This window comes from Rhizobium sp. USDA 4016, from assembly GCF_056279705.1.
The window spans coordinates 1,444,293-1,464,059 of record NZ_JBWCCY010000004.1; the positions used below are offsets into that span (position 1 = coordinate 1,444,293).

The window sequence follows — 19,767 nt, forward strand, 5'->3', positions numbered from 1 at the left end:
GGAAATGTTCGATGTCGCTTCGCATTGCCACGTTCAACGTCGAAAACCTGATGACGCGTTTCGATTTTACCGGTTTTCGCAACCAACTGCGCCAGGACCGCGTCATCAAGCTTTTTGAGATACAGAGCGAAGGCGTCTACCAGCAGCTCGAGCAAGCGCGGGTCGTCGCCTCGACCGACGATACACGTCAGATGACGGCGCTTGCGATCGCCGATGCCGATGCGGACATTCTCTGCCTGCAGGAAATTGATAGCATGGGGGCACTGCAGGCCTTCGAGTACGGTTATCTTTTCCGGATGGTGGGAACCGGCTACCGGCAGAAGTATCTCGTCAAGGGTAATGACAGCCGCGGCATCGATGTCGCGGTCCTCGTACGCGAGGAAACGCACGACGGCCAGAAGATCGAACTGAAGGAGATCAAGAGCCACGCGATGCTCACCTATCGCGAGCTCGATCTGTTCAACGATCAATTGGCGCTCACCAATCGCATCGACGACAAGATCTTCAAGCGCGACTGCCTGGAACTTGATCTCTCGATCGGCGGTGTGCCGCTGACGCTCTATGTCGTGCATTTCAAGTCGATGGATGGGCCGCGCACCAACGGCGTCAGCAGCCGGCACGCAACGATGCCTGTCCGCCGGGCGGAGGCGCTGGCCGTGCGCCGGATTGTCGAGAGCCGTTTCGGCGCCGGACATACCGCCAGGAAGAATTTCGTGATCTGCGGCGACATGAACGACTACCAGGAGCGCGTCAACGTCATCGGCGTGCGTCGCAGCGGATACCGTTTCGAACACACGGACGAAACCGAAAGCGCGCTCGACGTGTTCAGCCATGACGGTTTTGCCGAGAATGTCGCGCGCCGCCGCGATCCGCTCGACCGCTGGACGCTCTATCACGCGCGGGGACCGGAAGAGCAGTGGCTTTGCCAGCTCGACTATCTCTGGCTCTCGCCGGCGCTTGCGCAAGCGAACACCGGCCGGGTGCCGGAGATCATCCGCAACGGTCAGCCCTTCCGCACTATCTTTCCGCCCGGCCAGGAGGTCGAGCGCTATCCGCGCACCGGCTGGGATCGGCCGAAAGCCTCCGACCATTGCCCCGTCGTCATGACACTGGATTTGACATGAGTCTTGCATTTTCAGACGATCTTACCGGCTGGCCGCCGGAGAAGACTGTTTTTCCTGTCGCCTCCATCGACCTTCGCGTGCTGGCGGGCGAGCATCCTTATCATCTGCAGAATGCAGCACTCGCGAGCGAGAACTGGAAGCGCGAGATATCGGCCAAACCGGAGCTTTTCGATGGTCGTATGGTGTTTCAGCATCAGCTTGCGTTGAACGATGGCGGTATTGCGGGCAGGGGCCACATCATTCCCTTCTCCACCTTTCTGTGGTGGCGCAAGCAGGCCGAGCGCCGCGGCGGCATCCACCTTTTTGCCTTCGGCATCATGGTCTCGTCAGATGGCGCGATCATCGCCGTGCGCATGGGCGCGCATACGGCAAATGCCGGTCAGGTCTATTGCGCCGCCGGCTCGCTGGACCTCGACGATATCGCCGGCGGCCGTTGCGACGTCGAGAGCAATATGCGGCGCGAAGTGCTCGAGGAGACAGGCATGGAACTTCGCAATGCAACGCCGGATACCACTTACTACGCCTGCCATTTCCGCCGCACGGTCACCGTGTTCCGGCTGTTCCGTTTCGGCCTGGCTGCGGACGAAATGATTGAGCGGATCGCGGCCCATATGCTCGTTGCCGAAGACAAGGAAATTGCCGGAGCGGTTGCGATCCGTTCTGCTGATCACTCGGCCTATCCCTATAACGTCGCCATGCTTCCGATCATCGATTGGTATTTCGCTAGTACAAACGAGGGCTAATATCTTGCACTCGTTTCGCCGGTCGGGCAGGTTGCAGGTTCGATGACCGATTAAGGAGGCCGATGTGGCGCGCAGCTACAGCGTCTATGACGTGTTCACCGACCGCAAACTCGCGGGAAATCCGCTGGCCGTCATCTTCGACGGCGACGATCTCAGCGAGGAGGCGATGCAATCGATCGCCCGCGAGATTAATCTCTCCGAGACAGTCTTCGTACGCCCCTCGGCAAATCCAGCCTATACAGCCAAGCTCAGGATTTTCACGCCGGGCCGCGAACTGCCCTTCGCCGGCCACCCGACCGTCGGCGCGGCGATTGCCCTTGCCGAAGAGGCGCACGGCCGCGACATGACGCTCGATCTCGTTTCGGTATTGGAGGAAAATGTCGGGCCGGTGCGCTGCGCGGTCCGGCTGCGGCGGGGCGAGGTGAGCTTTGCCGAATTCGATCTTCCGCGGAAATCGCAGCAGATCAATATGCCGCTCGAAAAGCTCGGCATCGCCAATGCGCTGTCGCTCAAGGTGACGGAGATCGGTTTCGAAAATCACGTGCCCTCGATCTGGAGCGCCGGTGTTCCTTTCCTGCTCGTGCCGGTCCACGATGTCGGGGTTGCAAAACGGCTGGAATTCGATCCGCAGCTCTTTGAAAAGACCGTGCCCTTCGTCGACGGTTCGCTGGCCTCGGCCTATATCTACTGCCGCGCCGGCGTCAACCATTCGGCGAAGTTCCACGCGCGCATGTTTGCAAGCGACATGGGGATATCCGAGGATCCCGCAACCGGCTCCGCAGTCGCGGCACTTTCGGGAGCGATCCACCATTTCGACCGGCTGCCGGACGGCCATCATCCGATCACGATTGAACAGGGGGTGGAGATGGGGCGGCCATCCTTCATCCACCTGCATGTCGATGTCGAGGCCGGCACCATCTCCAATGCCCGGATCGGGGGGCAGGCGGTGCGCCTTGCCACGGGTACGCTCGACCTTTGATTTCATTCCCATTTCAGCCATGCAGAAAAATCTTCGAAATTAATCAAAGAATTTTCCGCAGGGCGCTGGACAAGGCCTGCGATCCTGTTTATACGCCCCGTCACACCGCGCAGCCAAGCGCGAACGGGTGATTAGCTCAGTTGGTAGAGCAGCTGACTCTTAATCAGCGGGTCGTAGGTTCGAGCCCTACATCACCCACCATTTTCCCTATTATGCAGGGGCATTCAGTCGAACCGTAAGAACGAACAAACGTTTCGCGAGGCGGCTGTTTTGCTGTACGCCGCCTCACTGCCTTAATGCATGCTATCCAGCCAGTCGGACTGCTGTTACCCGCGCCTAGGCGTGAGCATGCGGATGATGAACATCCCAGACTGCCCATAGCGATATCGCAGCGACGAGCACTCCCATGATGACGGCCGTCCACATCGCTGCTGCGCTGGCCGCAAAGCCGAGCGCCCATGGCGAGGCAATCAACCATAGGCCGACTACCAGGTTTGCCCATTCCTCCCATTCGGCGAAAGCCGAAAGCGCCGTGATCGCCAGGGCGCCGAGAATGATGCCGACGATCCATGCGTTCCAGGTCGGCGCGGCTTCAGCCGCAAAGCCGACAACCCATGGCGAGATGAACAAGCATACCGCCAGGACCAGGTTGACCCAATCCTGTATCCTTCTTCCTTCCATCAGTGTGTTTGCCATAACAACCTCCCAGCATGATGCCTAGCTAAGCATCATTCCCGCGTGCACTGCACGCCTATTAATATAAGTAATTTCTGATGTTCATCATTCAAGTGGCTGCGCCGATGCGGCCTTCGCGTCGAATGGCGATCTTCGTATTCATGATTTGGGATTGAAGACCGGAGTTGTTCGACCCACGGCATTGATTTTGCCGTTTTGTGTAACATGTTCACGGCATTGCCAATTCCTATCAGGGGATATCGATGCCGAAATCCATGCTCGCCTTCGCCTGCCTCGCGGCACTGCTGCTTTCGTCTTGCGGAAATACGGCCTGGGGCCTAAAGCGTGATGGCCAGGAAGCGAGCCGCGCTATGGACGACGCGTCGCATCGCGTGCTGTCAGCTGATTCGAAAAAGAGGTAGATGTTGGGCTAAGCGGGAGGCAGCATGGGCTGCCCCTCGCTTTTGCGTCTCAGTCTTGATCCTACCGCACCGGTGCTGCTGACGGGGTAATTGCCGGTTCCTTCGGCGAGAAGATGATGAAGGCGAAGAGCAGAGCGCCGGCGAAGATGATCAGTGACGAAACGGCGACGACCGGCTCCATGGCCGCATTCCCCCGCAGCATCATGTAGAGCGCCGGGACCAATACCGTAAGGCCCGCCGTGTAGATGTAATACTGGATCATAGCGATGCGGCGTTCCGCTTTCTTCGGGTTCAGTGCATGATACCCTCCGAAAATCGCCATGCTGACCCAGCCCAAGAGATTACAGTGGGCATGGGCGCCGATAACGGTATGATCGTGGGAAATGGCCATGTTCAAACCGATGGCGATCCCGATAATGAAGAAGACGATTGCGGTCTTGAAGTAAAGTTCTGCTACGCGTGGCATGAGTTCCCCCTATGTTTTATCCATGTAAAGAATACCACTTCCTTGCGAGTAGGAAAATGCGGAAGGTGAAAGTAAATCCACATCCCCTGCAGGGAGAGACGCACTGCTCTCTTCGCGGCAGCGGCTCTTTGCTTAGCCAAAGGCGGCCCTTGATTTCGTCTTCTGTCCGCGAAGTATGGTTAATTTTTAACTATCTCGGGGATATGACGGAACGGAAGCGTGCCGCCGGCCGTTAAGGCGGCGAACTGGAGGAGCCCATGATCTTTAGAATCGTTACCGCCAAATCCGAAGTCGAAACCGACGAAACCGGCACCTATCCCGACGGTATCTTCGAATCGAACCGCATCGATTTCAGCGCTCGCCGTAATGACCGCTATCCTTCGTCGCATGAGCGTGATTATGGTCCGAGCCGCAAGGTTGCGGTAATCCCGCTGGGCCTTGCCTGAGCCGGTTCAGGCGGTCTTTTCCGTCAGTGCTCGGAATGGAAACTTGCGGCTGCATTCGCAGCGGATGATGTATGTTTCCTGGAAATTCGAGGATTTTTGCTCGAAGAAGCCTTTGGGCAGCTGATCGACACGAAATGCGGGATTCTTGCGCGAAGGGTGGTCGTCCTCCGAGGCCTCGGCGAAGCCGGTATTGCCGCATTGCGGGCAGGTCAGCTTTTTCGAAAAACGGTCTCGTGCGGCCATCGGCTTCCTTTTCATTTTTATCGCGTCATACAGCTGAAAGGCTGCACATGAAAGCCAGAATGCTATCATGCAGCGGCACCAGCCCATTTAAGGTGCCGGCGCTTCGACCTGGGGCGGGGGGCGTGTAGAGCCGGTCGTCGCCTGATCAGGACCGGGTGAAATGGCTATGCTGCCGATGATGATGACAACGGCGATCGCTCCGGCGATCCCGAAGGTCCAGATCAGCCAGCTGCGCCGCTCCTCCGCCAGTAGGCGCGTTTCTTCCTCGGCGGGCGACGGCGGGACGGGCTCACCGCGTTCCTTGGGTTCATCAGTCATGAAAACTCCCTCTTTTATCTGGAACAAGCGCCTCTCCGGATTGTTCCGTTGCCGAAGGAGCTAAAGACTGTCCCGGCTTTCGAATAGCAGCGAGCGAGGGCCGGACTATGGCCATTGCGGGCCTATTCGGCAGGATGTTCCACGCCGTCGAAGCTGGCCTCAGCAAGCTCCGCCGTTGCAGAGACGGGGGCCTGATTGTCCACCGAGACGACGGCGGCCGGAAGCGGCGTACCGCGCTTGCGTTCGCGGGCGAGCGTGAGCAGGCCCGAGCAGATGATCAAAACGATGCCGGCGGCCATCGGGAGATCGATGGTATCATCAAAGATGAGATAGCCGAAGACGATTGCCCAGATCATCTGGCTGTACTGAGGCGGGGCGACGAGGTTTGCGGGCGCGAAGCGGGCCGCCGTCATCAGAAGCACGTTGCCGATCGCTCCGAGAATGCCATAGCTCGCCATGAAGAGCCACTCGCGCGGCGTCGGAACGGCAATATCCGAGAGCATCAGAAGGCCGCTGACGATCAGCGTTCCGAGAAGCCCGGCGCCATAGAGCGAAATGCGCTTTTCGGCGGGGCCCATCGCCCGCAGGATGACGATGGAAATGGCTGCGCTCAAGCCGCCGATTGCGGCCGCCAGATGGCCCGCCGACAATTCGCGAAAGCCGGGCCGCAACACGATCAGCACGCCGATGAAACCGACGACGACAGCCGTCCAGCGCTGCCAGCGCACGTCCTCCTTAAGAAAGATGACCGAGAGAATCGTCACGAAGGAGGGCAGCAGGAAGAGGAGACAGAAGGCCTCCGCCATCGGCAGCTTCGTGAAGGCGATGATCGAGGCGATCGCGCCGATCGCTCCGCAGACGAAGCGAAGCGCCCACAGTATGCGGTTCGATGTCTGGACGATATCGAGCCAGGAATCATCCCGCGCTTTGATCACCGGCAAAACGACCAGGCCGAAGATCGAGCCGATGAAGGCCACCTGGTAAGACGGGATCGCACCGTGAAGGATCTTGATCGAGGCATCGCTAAAAGCGAAGACTGCATAGGCGGCGAATGCGACGAGGACACCGCGGAGCGGCGAATGGGTGGGGGACATGTTCTCGAATCGAACTTGAGGAGGTTGTCTCCCGAATACGAAAAAAACCTTGCGGGGAGCAGATGCGGTTGCGAATAGCTGCCATGCGAATGGGCACTGCTCTTTCCGTCTACGTCAATTCGCTGCGAAGCTCTGCTCCGTATTCACGGTAGATGCTCAGGCAATCCGTGTAGCTTAGCGAACCGTGCTCACCGTAGATGATATGCACGGCTGACGCATCGGTTGCCGCTTCTTCGGAGACGAAGAGGATCGCCTCGCCAAGCGACTTGCCGGTGATGGGTAGGTCAGTTCCGTCTTCCTGTGTCATTCCCTTGACGATGGCTGCAATCTTGCGATGGCTGAAAACGGCGCGGCGGTCTTCCGGCGTCATCGAAATATCCTCGGTTGAATTCCGGCGCGGCGAAATCTGCCGCCCCGGTCATCATCAAACGTTTGTGAAGCCAATTTGTGCCGTTGATGCGTACAGGATCGCGCAGGAAACCGGAAATTGTAAGCGGGCACGGACCGTTTTGACTTTTCCCGGCAGCGTAAGGAGCGTATTCAGGGTGCCGAAATTCCTGCCTGCCCGGTTCCCAGCGGCGATACGCACTTCTCCTCCGCAATGCGCAATGGCATATCGATGACAACACTACAGACGAGTGAAAAAACGGACGAAGCGCCGAGCGCAGCGAAGATCGTTGCGCTGGTCGTCGCCGTATCGTTCTTCATGCAAATCCTCGACGGCACGATCGTCGCGACCTCGCTGCCGCAGATGGCGGCGAGCTTCGGCGTGCAGCCGGTCTCGATGAGCATCGGCATCACCGTCTACATGCTGACCATGTCGGCTTTCATCCCACTTTCCGGCTGGCTTGGCGACCGTTTCGGTGCGCGGCGGATATTCCTGGCGTCGATTGGCGTCTTCACCGGGGCATCGCTCTTCTGCGGCCTTTCCGGCAGTCTTACGGAATTCATCGTCGCACGTGCGATCCAGGGCGCCGGAAGTGCGCTGATGACGCCGGTCGGGCGCATCATCGTTTTGAAGAGTGCGCCGAAGTCTGAATTGGTGAATGCGATCGCGCTCATCACCTGGCCGGCGCTGACGGCTCCGGTCATCGGACCGGTGCTCGGCGGCTTCATCACAACCTATGCAAGCTGGCACTGGAACTTCCTGATCAATATTCCGATCGGCCTTCTCGGCATGGCGCTCGTGCTGCGCTTCGTGCCGGAGCAGCGCGAAGAGAACCCGGGTTGTCTCGATGTGCCGGGCTTCATCCTGAGCGGTGCCGGAATGACATTCGTGCTTGCCGCGCTCGAGCTCTCCGTGAAGCGGGAAGGCAGCCTGCTTCTAGTCTTTGCCATGCTTGCAACCGGCATCGTGCTTTCCGTCATGGCCACCCGGCATTTCCTGAAGGTGGAAAATCCGCTGCTCGACCTCTCGGCGTTCAAGGTCCAGACCTTTGCGATTTCGACGCTCTCTGCGGGCACGGCTTGCCGGGTAGCGATCAACGCCACGCCCTTCCTGCTGCCGCTGTTGTTCCAGCTCGGTTTCGGTTTGAACTCGATTGCCGCGGGCACATACCTGCTGGTTTATTTTCTCGGCAATCTCGGCATGAAAGCAGTGACCACGCCGCTGCTTGCGCAGTTCGGATTCCGCAATGTCCTTTGCGTGAATGGGCTGATTGCGGCTTTATGCATCATTGCGTGCGGCTTTTTCACGCCGGATACGCCGCTGGTGGTGATCTACGCGATCCTGTTTGCGGCCGGTCTTTCGCGCTCGATGGAATTTACCGCGCTGAACACGCTTGCCTTCGCCGATATCAGTCCGGCGCAGCGCAGCTCTGCCTCGACATTATCAAGCATGCTCCAGCAGGCCGCCATGCTGCTCGGCGTCGCTGTTGCGGCGGCTCTGCTTAATATCTCAACCGCGCTTCGCGCGGCACTGGAGCCTGCGCTTATCGATTTCCGCTGGGCCTTTTTGGCGGTCGGCCTGATGGGGATCGTGTCGTCGTTACGCTTTTTCAGTTTGCCTGCAGATGCCGGCGCGGAAGTGTCCAAGCACAAGCGCTTTCAAGAAAAGTGAAGGCGATGGAACCATTCCAGTCCGGCTGCGTTTAGTTTCGGGTTTGCGCATCTTTCTGCGTTCGCAGTATCTTTTTATCCCGCGGAGTCTCCAGCGGGCGGGGTCATATTGCCGGCATGATTTCAAATGCGAACTTCCTTCGATTGAAGGTCTGCAGGGGGACAGAGGCTTTGCCGCTGTTTACGCGCAATGGCCGATACAATACGACATTCGAATGCAGGCGACCCGGCCGCCGGGCAGTTGCGTTGCTGCTTGGCAAAGTCCGGAGGCCCAATGCGTGACTCGGCTGATGATGCGGATCTCGAAATCCGCATCCTTTACATCGATGACGACGAAACGCTCGCGCTGCGGCTGAAGGAGAACCTCGCTCGCCATGGTTTCGCGGTGGAATGGGCGCGAGACGGCGCGGCCGGATTGAAGCGGATTGCTGAAGGCGGCATCGATGCTGTCGTGATCGACCATCTCCTGCAAACGGAAACCGGACTCGATGTCCTGCCGCAATTGATGGCGCTGCCGGATCATCCGCCGGTGATCTATGCGACTGCCTCCGACGACACCGGCATTGCCGTTGCGGCGTTGAGGGCGGGCGCCGACGATTATGTCCTCAAGGGCAGTTCCCCCGATTATTTCGATCTGCTTGCGGCGACGCTGGAGCAAGGGCTGGAACGTGCGCGCTACCGGCGCGAGACGGCTGATGCGCAAGAAGTGATCCGACAGCAGAGGGACCGCGCCGAAATGCTGCTTGCCGAAGTCAATCATCGTATCGCAAACAGCCTCGGCCTTGTCGGAGCGCTGATACGCATGCAGTCGTCGATGACGACGGACCAGGTGGCGATCGACGCGCTGCACGAAACGCAGATGCGCATCAACGCCATCGCGAGCGTCCACCGGCGCCTCTACAACAGCCGCCAGATCGGCACCGTGCAACTTGACGAATATGTCGACAACCTTTTGAGCGAACTCGAGGCTTCCATTCGCGACGACAAGCGGCCGCACCGAATCGTTCTGACCGCCCAGCCGATGGATCTGCCGACCGACAAGGTCGTCACGCTTGGCCTCATCGTCAGCGAACTCGTCACCAACGCTTTCAAATATGCCTATAATGAAGGTGTTGAAGGCGAGATCAGGGTCATCGTCGAGCAAGCGGGCGAGCAGTTGCGTCTCGTCGTGGAGGACGATGGCGCCGGCTTCGACCATTCCAGCCCCGCGAAGGGCACCGGCCTCGGCACGAAGATCTTGACCGCGATGGCAGCAAGCCTCAAATCGGAGTTGACCTATGACCCGGCCCACCGCGGCACCCGGGCCATACTGGTCTTTTCCATCGATTGACTGCGCAGGGAGGGGAGCGGTGGCCAAGATATGCACGCCGGAGGAGGTGTATTCCTTCTGGTTCGAGGAATGCAGCCGCGAGCAGTGGTTCGAAAGGACCCTCTCACTCGATGAGGAAATTCGGCACCGTTTCCGGGATACGCACCTGGCACTGGCGGGCGGCGTGATCGGCGCCTGGCATGCGAGCCCGCAGAACCGGCTCGCCGCGGTCGTCGTGCTCGATCAGTTTCCGCGGAATATCTATCGGAACACGCCGCTTGCGTTTGCGACCGACGGATTGGCGCTTCGCGAGGCGAAACTGGCGCTCGATGCCGGTGCCGATCAGATCGTCGAGAAAGAATGCAGGACATTCTTCTACCTGCCTTTCGAGCATGCCGAGGACATGGCGGAGCAGGAGCGGTCGGTGATGCTGTTTCAGGCGCTTGGCGATGCGGAATATCTCGACTATGCCATTCGCCATCGCGACGTGATCGCTGCCTACGGCCGGTTTCCGCACCGCAACGCCATCATCGGAAGAGTTTCGACGACGGCCGAACTGGATTATCTTGCCAGGCCCGGCGCCGGTTTCTGAGCGGCGAAAACAACTTCCGCCTTTCTGTCGCCTTTCTTTGCTATAAGAAGCAGGCCTCACTGATGAACAGAATCCTTGCGGGGACATTTTGCGGCTGACAATCATTCTGCTCCGGACGCTTCTTTGCTTGATGCTTGCAGTATCGGCTGCCGGTCTGCCTGGCAGCTTTGCTGCTGCGCAGGAGCCGCCGCAACCGCAGGCGCAGACGGAGGCGCCGGCTCCCCTTGCGGATACGGGGCTCGACCAAGCAGTCAAGGAGATCGAAAAGGCCAAGGCAAAGCTCGCGTCCTTGCAGGACGGCGTGAAGCAGAACGCCGACAATGACGACGCCCTCGTCAGCCTGTCCGCGCAGGTGGATGAACTGGGACGCCACATTCTCACGACCTCCGTCAATCTCCGCCCGCGTTTCGATCAGATCAAGAGCCGTCTCACCGAGCTCGGCGATCCGCCGAAGGAGGGACAGCCGCCGGAAGCGCAGATCGTTACCGAGGAGCGAAATGCGCTGACGGCAGAGCGTGCGCAGATCAATGCCGTGACCGGCGATGCCGAAAACCTCTCGCTTGCCATCAACCAGCTGATGAACGAAGTGGTTGAAACCCGCCGGCGGCTTTTTGCTGCAACTTTGCTGAGGCGCACTGAGGTTTCGGTGTCGGTGCTCGACGATGCGGCCAAGGCCTTTGTCGAGGAGGTTGGCGAGTTCCGGCAGGCACTTTCGAGCTGGCTGAGTTTCGTGTGGAAGTTCAAGCGATTCGCGATGTTCGCCGCGATCTTCATGTCGCTCGCGACAGGCCTGGTCATGCTTTCAGGCGGCTACCGGATGTTCGGCCGCTACCTGACGCGGGACGACGGCGTCGAGAATCCTTCCTATATCAGCCGGCTCTCGATTGCCTTCTGGTCGACGCTGATCCGCACCTTCGCGCTTGCCGCAGTGCTGGTGACCTCATATATCTTCCTCAATGGTTTCAACGTGTTGAGGCCGGATATTGCGCCTGTTGTCGCCGCTCTTTTCGGAGCGATCGGGCTGATCTATTTCGTCGGCCGCTTCAGCAATGCCGTCTTCGCTCCCCGGGAGCCGCAGTGGCGCCTCGTGCGCCTTTCCAATCGCGGCGCGCAATCGATCGGCGCCTGCCTGCTGGCGATGGCGATTGTCAATGCGCTCGACTACCTGTTCGGCAGCGTCAGCGAAGCGATGGGCTCACCGCTGGTTTTGACCGTCGTCAGAAGCCTGATTGCGGCGCTGATTATCGGTCTCATCCTGATCGCGGCCTCCTTCGGGCGTCCGATGCTGGCGCACGACGGAGATCCCGATGCGCCAGGGCGCCACTGGCCGCGCGGCATGGCGATCATCCTTCGCCTGCTCGGCCTAGGTCTCATCGTGACCGCGCTGACCGGCTATGTCGGCCTTGCCCGCTTCGTCGCCACGCAGTTCATCATCACCGGCGCGATCATCGTGACCACCTATATCGGCCTGCTCTCGGGCAAGGCGATTTCCAAGCAGGAGAGCTTCGGCGAAACCTTCATCGGCCGTTTCCTGAAGAGCCGCTTCAATATGGGGCCGGTGGCGATTGATCAGGTCGGCCTTGGCGTGGGACTTGCGATCTATGCCGTTGCGCTCATGACCGGCATTCCCCTGATCCTGTTGCTCTGGGGCTTCCATATCCAGGATCTTCAGCTGATCGCCTACCGTCTTTTCACGGAGGTCCGCCTCGGCGGGATCAGCATTTCGCTGCTCGGCATCTTTACCGGTATTCTGCTTTTCGCCGGCGGATATTTCTTGACCCGCTGGGTTCAGCGATGGCTCGACAGCAACGTCATGGCGCGAAGCCATGTCGATCTCGGCGTGCGCAATTCCGTCAAGACCGGCATCGGTTATCTCGGCGTCGCCGTTGCAGCGATCATCGGCGTTTCGGCGGCAGGTATCGACCTTTCGAACCTGGCACTTGTTGCTTCGGCTCTTTCGGTCGGTATCGGTTTCGGCCTGCAGAACATTGTTTCGAATTTCGTTTCGGGCCTGATCCTGCTTGTGGAACGGCCATTCAAGGTCGGTGACCATGTCGTCTCGGGCACGGCAGAAGGCATCGTGACGCGCATTTCCGTGCGTGCGACGGAGATCGAGACTTTCCGCAAGCAGTCGATCATCGTGCCGAACTCCGAACTCATCAATGCTGCGGTCGGCAACTGGACACACCGCAACAAGGTCGGCCGTTCGGAAATTCCCATTTCCGTCAGCTACCACGCCGATCCGCAGAAGGTCATGGATATCCTCCTGGAGCTGGTCAACGAGGCGCCATTCGTGCTGCGCAATCCAGAGCCGCATGTCGAGTTCCTGCGTTTCGGCGCCTATTCGCTGGACTTCGAGCTGCGCTTCATGCTGGCCGACATGGGCGAGGGCATGAACGTCAGGAACAACCTGCGTATCGCCATCCTCAAACGCTTCAAGGAAGAAGGGATCGAAATCCCGCTGCCGCAGAGCGATGTCATTTTTCATCGCGACCACGTGCCTGCTCCGGCGCTGGAACCTTTCTCGACAAGAGCAGACGAACAGCCTGTCGGCGATACCGACGTGACGGACAGCGGAGCGGTGCGACAGCTGCGCAGCAAAGCGGCCGACGGCAATCGCAAAGGCTAAGGATTTTATTCAGGGATCGTTCAGAGGCTCTCGCTTATAAAGCCTGGGCAATCGGGATTTCGCTGCTGGGGCAGCAGCGCCGAGACGCTCCAGGGGAGGGCGCATCGCTGCGCCGCGCTGAATGGCAAGGTTTGCCACGGTCATGCTTCTTTCGCTTCTCATCGCCGCGGGCGCTGAAGCGGCGACAATCACAAACACTGATCCGGCACCGGTCGTCGTCATCGTCACCGAAGGCGGAAACCGCGTCGAGGTCTTCGTCGATGCCGGCGCATCGGAGACGCTCTGCGCCGCAGGTTGCTTCATGACGACGCCGGACGGCGACCGCATCGGCCTCGGCGGCGGCGAGTCTATCGAGATCGTCAAAGGCTCGGCGATCATCAAGTAGACGTTCGGCACAGCCCTTCGCGCATAGTCTCTTAAGCATAAGTCGAGAAATAGCAGCCGGTCTTACGGACTGCCTTCTTCTTATGGCATCGCGCTACGTCGATTAACAAATACTCAAACGAATTGATGTATCGGTTCGGCCGGGGACAGAATTTCCATCAAAAGGTTTGCTATGTCATTTTTAGGCATTTCGGGAATGCAGTATTCCGGAGAGATGTTTGCTGGTGCGCGTATTATTCTCGCTGAAGATTCAAATGTCTTTACGTCGATGATCAGCAAACGGCTGAAAGAGCTTTTCGATATCGACGTCGAGATCTGCCGCAATTTCGAGGAATTGCAGCTTGCTTACGACAAGTCTTCCGAGCCGATCATGCTCGCGATCTCCAACATCAACCTCCCCGGTGCTGAGAAGGGCGAGGCGCTGGAATATCTGGTCGATCTCAGCATTCCGACCATCGTCTTTACCGGCACCTTCAACGAGGGCCTGCGCGACGAACTGATGGCGAAGGATATCGTCGACTACATCCTCAAGGACAACATCTTCGCAGTCGATCTGCTCGCCGAAGCGATCTGCCGTTTCCTGACCAACAAGCGCCATCACGTGCTGATCGTGGACGACAGCGCCACGGCGCGCGCGCTGCTCTCCAGCCGCCTGAGGCGCTATAACTTCCGCGTCAGCGTTGCCGAGAGCGGCGCCAGGGCGCTCGAGATCCTGAAGGCCAATCGCGACATTGGCCTCATGGTCACCGACTACAACATGCCCGATATCGACGGCTTCGAGCTTACGCGGCGCATCCGCGCCAATATCGGCTCGCATCAGCTGCGCATCATCGGCGTCTCGTCCTCATCTAACCGGCTGCTTTCGGCGCGCTTTCTCAAGGCGGGCGGCAACGATTTCATGCTGCGCCCGTTCATCGACGAGGAGTTCTATTGCCGCGTCAACCAAAACCTCGACACGCTGCTGCAGATCCAGACGATGAAGAAGGAGAGGGCCGTTGCCTGATTCGAGGATCGAACGCGGTATCAGGAGGCCGCCCGGATGAATGAGGAGGAGCCCCCTGCCGCTGTTAAGATATCTCGAATAGTTGCAATTAGAGGTTACTTTATAGCCGTTTTGCCCCTTCAGCCCTTGCGGCCTCTCGGCTATCGTCCCTGCCGCCGCAATGAAGGCCGATTCGGGTTTTCATTGCACTTGGGAGAGTAGGGGGCATGGCATTTCAGGCGGATTTCAGTCGGGACGGCTCAGGCCCACGCTTCGGAACCCAGAAGTTACTTCTGGTTGAAGATTCCCGGATGTTTTCCGCCGTGCTCTGCCATCGGTTTCAGGCCGAACTCGGCCTCAACGTCAAACCCTGTTCTTCGCTGAAGGCGCTGCAGGAGGCTCTGGCGCAGGACGGTCAAGGCTTCACGATGGCTGTCGTCGATCTGAACCTGCCGGATTCGCCCTATGGCGAGGCGCTTGATTGCACGATCGAGCACAATGTTCCCACGATCGTATTTACCGCGACCTTCGATACCGCGACCCGCAACCGGATACTGGAACGCAACGTCATCGATTACGTCCTCAAGGACAATGAATTCGCGCTCGACAATCTGGTCGCGACCGTGCGCCGCGCGATGCTGAACCGCAAGACGCGCGTCCTCGTTGTCGATGACGTTCCGTCTGCGCGCCAGGTGCTCGTCGACCTCTTGAAGGCGCAGCAGTACATGGTCGTCGAGGCAACCTCGGGGCTCGAAGCTCTGGCTGCGCTTGAGGCCTATAGCGACATTGAACTCGTGGTGACCGACCATCACATGCCGGACATGACGGGCTATCAGCTGACGCGGCGCATCCGTCATCGCTTCGGTTCCGACAGGATGCGGGTCATCGGCATCTCCTCGTCCAACGACCGGATGCTGTCGGCAAGCTTCCTGAAGGCCGGCGCCAGCGACTTCGTTTACAGGCCGTTCGTGGCCGAGGAGCTTCAGTGCCGCATTGCCAACAATGTCGAGACGCTGACGCAGATGAAGCAACTGCGATCCGCGGCCGCATGCGATTATCTGACCGGCCTCTATAACCGCCGCTATTTCTACGATTGCGGGCCGAAGGTCGTGAACGAGTGCCTGAGGCAGAAATCGCCGAGTTCAGTCGCTATCCTCGACATCGATCATTTCAAACGGCTGAACGACACCTATGGCCACGAGATCGGCGACGAGGTGCTGAAGGCGGTTGCAAGCCGGCTTGCTGCAATCTTCGAAGGCAGCGACAATCTTCTCTCGCGCCTCGGCGGCGAGGAGTTTGCGATCCTTTTCCCGATGGTGGATTCGGCTGCGGCAACGAAGCTCTGCGACGAAATCCGCTCGGATATCTCACGGCTGAAGGTGGCTGCCGACGACGAGGAACTGTCGGTTACGATCTCGATCGGCGTTGCGGAAATCTCGGGCTACGAGACCTTCGAGAATTACCTCAACGCCGCCGACCAGTTTCTCTACATGGCCAAACACAAGGGCCGTAACCAGGTCTATTCCGACGCCAGGATGACGGAGGAGGCGGCGCAGTAGTGCGCCGCCATCTTTGTTATGCTGCGATCGCTTGGCGAGCCGTTGCCATCGTCAGCTTGCGCTCGGCGCGCTCCTGCTGCGGTGAACGGTTGTAAAGTTCGCGATAACACTTCGAGAAATGCGACGCGGAGACGAAGCCGCAAGCGACTGCGACCTCGACGACCGGCATCGAAGACTGCACCAGCAGGTGGCGGGCGCGATCGAGCCGGATCTCCAGATAGTAGCGGGCGGGAGACCGGCCCATTTCCTGCCGGAAAAGCCGTTCGATCTGGCGGCGGGACAGGCCGGCGCCATCAGCGATCTCAAGCAGCGACAGAGGTTCGGCGAGATTGCCTTCCATCAGTTCGATGATCGACAGAACCTTGGAATTCTGGACGCCGAGGCGGGCGCGCAGCGGCAGGCGCTGGCGGTCGTGCGGACTGCGGACACGATCGGTCAGATGCTGCTCGCAGACACGGTTGACGAGCGCTTCGCCAAAATCCTGGCCGATGAGGTTCAGCATCATGTCGAGCGAAGCGGTGCCGCCGGCGCAGGTGTAGAGATTGCTGTCCACTTCGTAGAGGTCGGCATAGACCTCCGCCTGCGGAAAGGCTTCGGAGAAACCAGGCAGGTTTTCCCAGTGGATCGCGCAGCGCTTGCCGTTCAAGAGCCCGGCCTGAGCAAGCACATGCGCGCCCGTACAGAGACTGCCGACGGCCACGCCGCGATTGTAGGATTCGCGAAGCCAGGCATTGACGGACTTGTTGTTGAAATCCTCGACATCGATGCCCGAACAGACGAGCACCATGTTCGGGCGGTTTTCACCGCCGAGGTGTCGGCGCTCTTCGGCAAGCGACGAATTTGCCTCGACGCCGATGCCGCAGGAGGAATAGACCTTGTTGCCGTCGACCGAGGTCAGCCGCCAGGTATAAGCCTGATAGCCGAGCATGCGGTTGGCGATGCGCAGCGTGTCGATCGCCGCCGAAAAGGGCAGCATGGTGAACTGGGGAACCATAAAGAAGACGAGAGAACGCTTCTTGGTCAGCATCTTGTTCATGAGAAAAATCCATGCTCGAGGGGCGATTGCCTATTCGTTGCGTGGAATGCGTCGTTCCGATGTCTCGAAAGCGACATTCGCATGGAAAAATGCGGCCGTGAAGAGCTATTTTGCGACATTGGCGAATTTGATCGTCGTCAAATGACGAAAACAGTCGGCAAAAGTTGCGGCATCGGCTTGTTTGAAGATATATGCCTCTAGAATTCAAGATTAAATCTGCGGGGCGCTGAAACGATGAAGGCGGCGCTGCCGGTGGGCTGGCGCCGCCTTCAAGCGGGGAGGTATGTCGCATTCATTACATAACCTTGCGTTCATCCGCGTCGTCCGCAGACGGCCAACCAATATCCTTGCGAATGTCGAAAGGCATGGATTCGATTTCCCGCGCGTTCTGCCACTGGTGCCAGGAATGTGCGAGCCTGCGGGCAAGGCTTGCTACATCAAAGTGCGCGTCGGAGGATGAGCTCTTGCCATCCCGGTAACCGATCGTAGTCATCATCGTTTCCTTTCTCACGAGGTTTGCACTTGATGCTTAATATGCTCCCTGGCCATCCATCAAACAAACGAATAGATTTTATGGATACGATCAGATTTGTTGAACCTATCGGGGCGGTTCCCGTTTGCCGCCGCAACCGCATATTTTGTCGAACCCGCCTTAAAGCGTCACAAAACCCGGCTTAGAGCGCCGCTGAATCACCAATAGCGAAATTGATGTCGGCACCAAGCACTTGGAACTCTGAACCCAAAGGATCGGGACTTTTTCTGACACTAATTGCGATTTCAGAATCGCGCTTTTAATTGCCGCCGGCCAACATAGACTTAGAAGCGACCGCCGCCTGCAACACAATCAAACTTCTGGAAGATCCTCACCCCATGAATTGAAACTTTCCTCAAAAGAACGGGATTTCGGAATGAGGGGAGATTCGGCGCAGGATGTCGACCGGAGAGGTCATCCAGCGTGGCGAGCGGCCCGCGTTGCCATAGCCGTCCGAGAAGCGTGCTATGGCGTGGAGTGGACCTCGTTATTAGCGCTGTCGTACAATTTGGATCTCGAACCGGAGCTCTGAACGAGATGGCGCAGGCCTACTGCCCGAGCGCTGCGCTCTCGGTGTCGTAATCGTTGTGAAGAAAATCCGTCTGGATTCCCCACCCCGGCTTCGATCCTGGCTCGATAAACGACACGCCGTTCGACACGTAGTGACGCATCAGCTTCTCTACGCTCACGATCCCTGCGGTACCATTCTCTGCTTTGAAAATTGTCTTCGGGCTTATTCCGGAAGCGGCAGCGACCTCGGCCTGCGTCTGACCAAGGAGAAGGCGAGCGGCAACGAGTAGACGTGGCGGCGGTCTCATAAGGATTGAGTGTCATCAAATCCTCCACCGCGCAAATAATAGTTGACACATACCAATTCGTGGCACAAAAAGACAAGAAAATAGTCAATATGTACCAATGAGTCGCACAAGGACTCGATATCCTTTGACGACGCCGAATCGAGGTCAACGAGGGGAACCGCTCAACATGTTCCAATGGATAGACAGCCGCGCAACCGAGCGCCTGCTGGAAGATATTCGCCGAGCGAACGCGGATGAGATTGAACTGAGCGATATCGCAAATGCGCCGCTGCTTGATGGCTACCGGGCCGTTCTTGGGCGCGCCTACGCGTTGTCGGGGATCGTAAGTGGTCATCCTCGTCTCCAGGACGGCAAGGAGATCATTACTAGCCAGCTTTTCTTCCTGGATCCCAATCGTGGTATCGCCCGGACAATGAACAATTGGTATCGCCTCTCCAATCGCAATCAGTGCTGGGGGAATTAGAATGCGGTTCGCTGGTGCAAAGGTCCGAAACCAAAAGCTCTCGAAAGATGCAGGCGTTTTCCTAGCCGGGTGCGGTCTTGTTCGCGCCACGAAAGCGATCGGCCGGCTGCGGTATGACATCAAAGGCTTCCTGGTCTTCGTTGTTCCTCCGGGATATCGTGCCGACGAGTACGAGGCCGCCGCATTGGCAATGCTGGACGTCGTACGCGATAGATGGGCGGATGACTGGGTTGATAAGGACATTAGGGTGCGTCTCGCAAACCCAGTTCGGAAAAAGGGCACTCCCCACAGACCGGCATCGATCTTCGATCTAAAAGGCCTCGACATTCTGGTCGCAAGAGATATCGGCGAAGTTCCGAAGGAAGTGCGCTTTGCGGCGACTGCTGTTCTTTTCGTCGAACCACCGACCGCGCGGCACATCAATGCCGCCAGGCGCATATCGGGGAAGGCCCCAATTTCAGATTTCGTCGCTTCCGAGGTGGCCAAGCGTCCTCAGAATGTCATTCTCGCAGCGGTTCTCAAACAGGCTTTCGTCGAGGGTGCGTTCAATGAGATTGACGATCTTCACCGACTGGACACGGTTGTTCCCAGTCTTTTCGAATTGCCTGGGTATGAGGAGGTCAAGCCCTGGGCGAGGGACTTGGTGGAGAATGTCTCCCGCTGGCGTCAGCGAAAGCTCGAATGGAAGCTGGCTCGAGCAGGGGTCCTCGTATCGGGGCTTCCTGGAACAGGTAAGACTCTATTCGCTTCCGCGCTGGCCAGCGCCCTTGAGATGAGGCTGGTCTCCGTGACTGTCGGCGCCTGGCAATCGGCTGGTGCGCTCGATGACATGCTTGCAGCGATGCGGAAGACCTTTGAAAACGTGAACGACGGAAAGGGCGCAGTTCTTTTTCAT

General features: G+C 58.6%; 22 protein-coding genes, 1 tRNA gene and 1 pseudogene. 15 read left to right on the forward strand and 9 right to left on the reverse strand.

What is annotated here, in order from left to right:
- Positions 1-11 precede the first annotated feature (11 nt).
- The 4 genes from ACZ9DP_RS22230 (at position 12) to ACZ9DP_RS22245 (ending at position 3,047) form a co-directional block, all read left to right on the forward strand.
- On the forward strand, positions 12-1,124 hold the full coding sequence (locus ACZ9DP_RS22230; RefSeq protein ID WP_476203580.1) for an endonuclease/exonuclease/phosphatase family protein: 1,113 nt from the start codon (positions 12-14) through the stop codon (positions 1,122-1,124).
- Entirely contained in the window at positions 1,121-1,867 is a 747-nt protein-coding gene (locus ACZ9DP_RS22235) for a DNA mismatch repair protein MutT (RefSeq protein ID WP_074068855.1), read from the forward strand. The genes ACZ9DP_RS22230 and ACZ9DP_RS22235 overlap by 4 nt, the downstream gene beginning before the upstream one ends.
- 64 nt (positions 1,868-1,931) lie before the next feature.
- Positions 1,932-2,846, forward strand: a complete 915-nt coding sequence (locus ACZ9DP_RS22240; RefSeq protein ID WP_476203581.1) for a PhzF family phenazine biosynthesis protein — start codon at positions 1,932-1,934, stop codon at positions 2,844-2,846.
- 125 nt (positions 2,847-2,971) lie between these two features.
- Positions 2,972-3,047 (forward strand) — tRNA-Lys (locus ACZ9DP_RS22245).
- Positions 3,048-3,182: 135 nt separating this feature from the next.
- Here ACZ9DP_RS22245 and ACZ9DP_RS22250 read toward each other — a convergent pair.
- Positions 3,183-3,542 (reverse strand): SPW repeat protein, encoded by a 360-nt coding sequence (locus tag ACZ9DP_RS22250; RefSeq protein WP_194729949.1) that lies wholly within the window; start codon positions 3,540-3,542, stop codon positions 3,183-3,185.
- 242 nt (positions 3,543-3,784) lie between these two features.
- On the opposite strand from ACZ9DP_RS22250, the gene ACZ9DP_RS22255 reads away from it, so the two are divergent.
- Entirely contained in the window at positions 3,785-3,943 is a 159-nt protein-coding gene (locus ACZ9DP_RS22255) for an entericidin (RefSeq protein WP_239598311.1), read from the forward strand.
- Positions 3,944-4,004: 61 nt separating this feature from the next.
- On the opposite strand, the gene ACZ9DP_RS22260 is transcribed toward ACZ9DP_RS22255, so the two are convergent.
- The gene (locus ACZ9DP_RS22260) at positions 4,005-4,409 is read right to left on the reverse strand and encodes a heme-copper oxidase family protein (protein WP_074068851.1); all 405 of its coding nucleotides are present in this window, start codon (positions 4,407-4,409) and stop codon (positions 4,005-4,007) included.
- Positions 4,410-4,666: 257 nt separating this feature from the next.
- Here ACZ9DP_RS22260 and ACZ9DP_RS22265 point away from each other — a divergent pair, with 257 nt between their 5' ends.
- A complete protein-coding gene (locus tag ACZ9DP_RS22265; RefSeq protein WP_476203582.1) occupies positions 4,667-4,855 on the forward strand; it encodes a hypothetical protein in 189 nt (62 codons plus the stop codon).
- Positions 4,856-4,861: 6 nt separating this feature from the next.
- Here the strand turns inward: ACZ9DP_RS22265 and ACZ9DP_RS22270 are convergent, their stop codons facing one another.
- The 4 genes from ACZ9DP_RS22270 to ACZ9DP_RS22285 all read right to left on the reverse strand — a co-directional run bounded on the left by ACZ9DP_RS22270 (position 4,862) and on the right by ACZ9DP_RS22285 (position 6,880).
- The gene (locus ACZ9DP_RS22270; protein ID WP_039846821.1) at positions 4,862-5,098 is read right to left on the reverse strand and encodes a hypothetical protein; all 237 of its coding nucleotides are present in this window, start codon (positions 5,096-5,098) and stop codon (positions 4,862-4,864) included.
- 87 nt (positions 5,099-5,185) lie between these two features.
- Positions 5,186-5,416, reverse strand: coding sequence for a hypothetical protein (locus tag ACZ9DP_RS22275; protein ID WP_022714918.1), 231 nt, complete (start codon positions 5,414-5,416; stop codon positions 5,186-5,188).
- Between the two features lie 122 nt (positions 5,417-5,538).
- Positions 5,539-6,510, reverse strand: coding sequence for a DMT family transporter (locus ACZ9DP_RS22280; protein WP_239598313.1), 972 nt, complete (start codon positions 6,508-6,510; stop codon positions 5,539-5,541).
- A gap of 109 nt (positions 6,511-6,619) precedes the next feature.
- Positions 6,620-6,880 (reverse strand): hypothetical protein, encoded by a 261-nt coding sequence (locus tag ACZ9DP_RS22285; RefSeq protein ID WP_074068847.1) that lies wholly within the window; start codon positions 6,878-6,880, stop codon positions 6,620-6,622.
- Between the two features lie 249 nt (positions 6,881-7,129).
- Here ACZ9DP_RS22285 and ACZ9DP_RS22290 point away from each other — a divergent pair, with 249 nt between their 5' ends.
- The 7 genes from ACZ9DP_RS22290 (at position 7,130) to ACZ9DP_RS22320 (ending at position 16,023) form a co-directional block, all read left to right on the forward strand.
- The gene (locus ACZ9DP_RS22290; protein ID WP_476203583.1) at positions 7,130-8,569 is read left to right on the forward strand and encodes an MFS transporter; all 1,440 of its coding nucleotides are present in this window, start codon (positions 7,130-7,132) and stop codon (positions 8,567-8,569) included.
- 273 nt (positions 8,570-8,842) lie between these two features.
- Complete coding sequence (locus tag ACZ9DP_RS22295) at positions 8,843-9,898, forward strand: sensor histidine kinase (protein WP_476203585.1); 1,056 nt, start codon at positions 8,843-8,845, stop codon at positions 9,896-9,898.
- A 19-nt stretch (positions 9,899-9,917) separates the two neighbouring features.
- Positions 9,918-10,469 (forward strand): DUF924 family protein, encoded by a 552-nt coding sequence (locus ACZ9DP_RS22300; RefSeq protein WP_476203586.1) that lies wholly within the window; start codon positions 9,918-9,920, stop codon positions 10,467-10,469.
- Between the two features lie 88 nt (positions 10,470-10,557).
- A complete protein-coding gene (locus ACZ9DP_RS22305) occupies positions 10,558-13,098 on the forward strand; it encodes a mechanosensitive ion channel domain-containing protein (RefSeq protein WP_476203587.1) in 2,541 nt (846 codons plus the stop codon).
- Between the two features lie 121 nt (positions 13,099-13,219).
- Positions 13,220-13,483: a hypothetical protein gene (locus ACZ9DP_RS22310; protein ID WP_476203589.1), complete on the forward strand. Its 264-nt coding sequence runs from the start codon at positions 13,220-13,222 to the stop codon at positions 13,481-13,483.
- Positions 13,484-13,654: 171 nt separating this feature from the next.
- Entirely contained in the window at positions 13,655-14,485 is an 831-nt protein-coding gene (locus tag ACZ9DP_RS22315; RefSeq protein ID WP_074068842.1) for a response regulator, read from the forward strand.
- A gap of 206 nt (positions 14,486-14,691) precedes the next feature.
- Positions 14,692-16,023, forward strand: a complete 1,332-nt coding sequence (locus ACZ9DP_RS22320; RefSeq protein ID WP_476203590.1) for a diguanylate cyclase — start codon at positions 14,692-14,694, stop codon at positions 16,021-16,023.
- A 16-nt stretch (positions 16,024-16,039) separates the two neighbouring features.
- On the opposite strand, the gene ACZ9DP_RS22325 is transcribed toward ACZ9DP_RS22320, so the two are convergent.
- The 3 genes from ACZ9DP_RS22325 to ACZ9DP_RS22335 form a co-directional block, all read right to left on the reverse strand.
- Positions 16,040-17,059 (reverse strand): GlxA family transcriptional regulator, encoded by a 1,020-nt coding sequence (locus ACZ9DP_RS22325; RefSeq protein WP_039845252.1) that lies wholly within the window; start codon positions 17,057-17,059, stop codon positions 16,040-16,042.
- Positions 17,060-17,354: 295 nt separating this feature from the next.
- On the reverse strand, positions 17,355-17,552 hold the full coding sequence (locus tag ACZ9DP_RS22330; RefSeq protein ID WP_028739595.1) for a hypothetical protein: 198 nt from the start codon (positions 17,550-17,552) through the stop codon (positions 17,355-17,357).
- A gap of 587 nt (positions 17,553-18,139) precedes the next feature.
- Positions 18,140-18,409, reverse strand: a complete 270-nt coding sequence (locus tag ACZ9DP_RS22335; RefSeq protein WP_476203591.1) for a helix-turn-helix domain-containing protein — start codon at positions 18,407-18,409, stop codon at positions 18,140-18,142.
- A 166-nt stretch (positions 18,410-18,575) separates the two neighbouring features.
- On the opposite strand from ACZ9DP_RS22335, the gene ACZ9DP_RS22340 reads away from it, so the two are divergent.
- Positions 18,576-18,872 (forward strand): DUF6634 family protein, encoded by a 297-nt coding sequence (locus tag ACZ9DP_RS22340; RefSeq protein ID WP_476203592.1) that lies wholly within the window; start codon positions 18,576-18,578, stop codon positions 18,870-18,872.
- Positions 18,873-19,062: 190 nt separating this feature from the next.
- Positions 19,063-19,740 (forward strand): annotated as a pseudogene (locus tag ACZ9DP_RS22345) (AAA family ATPase); the annotation flags it as partial.
- Positions 19,741-19,767 lie beyond the last annotated feature (27 nt).

What these genes read in the sequence shown, in the direction of transcription:
- ACZ9DP_RS22230 (WP_476203580.1), top strand. Translation starts at nt 12, where the DNA reads ATGTCGCTTCGCATTGCCACGTTCAACGTCGAAAACCTGATGACGCGT.
- ACZ9DP_RS22235 (WP_074068855.1), top strand. Translation starts at nt 1,121, where the DNA reads ATGAGTCTTGCATTTTCAGACGATCTTACCGGCTGGCCGCCGGAGAAG.
- ACZ9DP_RS22250 (WP_194729949.1), bottom strand. Translation starts at nt 3,542, where the DNA reads ATGGCAAACACACTGATGGAAGGAAGAAGGATACAGGATTGGGTCAAC.
- ACZ9DP_RS22255 (WP_239598311.1), top strand. Translation starts at nt 3,785, where the DNA reads ATGCCGAAATCCATGCTCGCCTTCGCCTGCCTCGCGGCACTGCTGCTT.
- ACZ9DP_RS22260 (WP_074068851.1), bottom strand. Translation starts at nt 4,409, where the DNA reads ATGCCACGCGTAGCAGAACTTTACTTCAAGACCGCAATCGTCTTCTTC.
- ACZ9DP_RS22265 (WP_476203582.1), top strand. Translation starts at nt 4,667, where the DNA reads ATGATCTTTAGAATCGTTACCGCCAAATCCGAAGTCGAAACCGACGAA.
- ACZ9DP_RS22270 (WP_039846821.1), bottom strand. Translation starts at nt 5,098, where the DNA reads ATGGCCGCACGAGACCGTTTTTCGAAAAAGCTGACCTGCCCGCAATGC.
- ACZ9DP_RS22275 (WP_022714918.1), bottom strand. Translation starts at nt 5,416, where the DNA reads ATGACTGATGAACCCAAGGAACGCGGTGAGCCCGTCCCGCCGTCGCCC.
- ACZ9DP_RS22280 (WP_239598313.1), bottom strand. Translation starts at nt 6,510, where the DNA reads ATGTCCCCCACCCATTCGCCGCTCCGCGGTGTCCTCGTCGCATTCGCC.
- ACZ9DP_RS22285 (WP_074068847.1), bottom strand. Translation starts at nt 6,880, where the DNA reads ATGACGCCGGAAGACCGCCGCGCCGTTTTCAGCCATCGCAAGATTGCA.
- ACZ9DP_RS22290 (WP_476203583.1), top strand. Translation starts at nt 7,130, where the DNA reads ATGACAACACTACAGACGAGTGAAAAAACGGACGAAGCGCCGAGCGCA.
- ACZ9DP_RS22295 (WP_476203585.1), top strand. Translation starts at nt 8,843, where the DNA reads ATGCGTGACTCGGCTGATGATGCGGATCTCGAAATCCGCATCCTTTAC.
- ACZ9DP_RS22310 (WP_476203589.1), top strand. Translation starts at nt 13,220, where the DNA reads ATGGCAAGGTTTGCCACGGTCATGCTTCTTTCGCTTCTCATCGCCGCG.
- ACZ9DP_RS22315 (WP_074068842.1), top strand. Translation starts at nt 13,655, where the DNA reads ATGTCATTTTTAGGCATTTCGGGAATGCAGTATTCCGGAGAGATGTTT.
- ACZ9DP_RS22320 (WP_476203590.1), top strand. Translation starts at nt 14,692, where the DNA reads ATGGCATTTCAGGCGGATTTCAGTCGGGACGGCTCAGGCCCACGCTTC.
- ACZ9DP_RS22325 (WP_039845252.1), bottom strand. Translation starts at nt 17,059, where the DNA reads ATGAACAAGATGCTGACCAAGAAGCGTTCTCTCGTCTTCTTTATGGTT.
- ACZ9DP_RS22330 (WP_028739595.1), bottom strand. Translation starts at nt 17,552, where the DNA reads ATGACTACGATCGGTTACCGGGATGGCAAGAGCTCATCCTCCGACGCG.
- ACZ9DP_RS22335 (WP_476203591.1), bottom strand. Translation starts at nt 18,409, where the DNA reads ATGAGACCGCCGCCACGTCTACTCGTTGCCGCTCGCCTTCTCCTTGGT.
- ACZ9DP_RS22340 (WP_476203592.1), top strand. Translation starts at nt 18,576, where the DNA reads ATGTTCCAATGGATAGACAGCCGCGCAACCGAGCGCCTGCTGGAAGAT.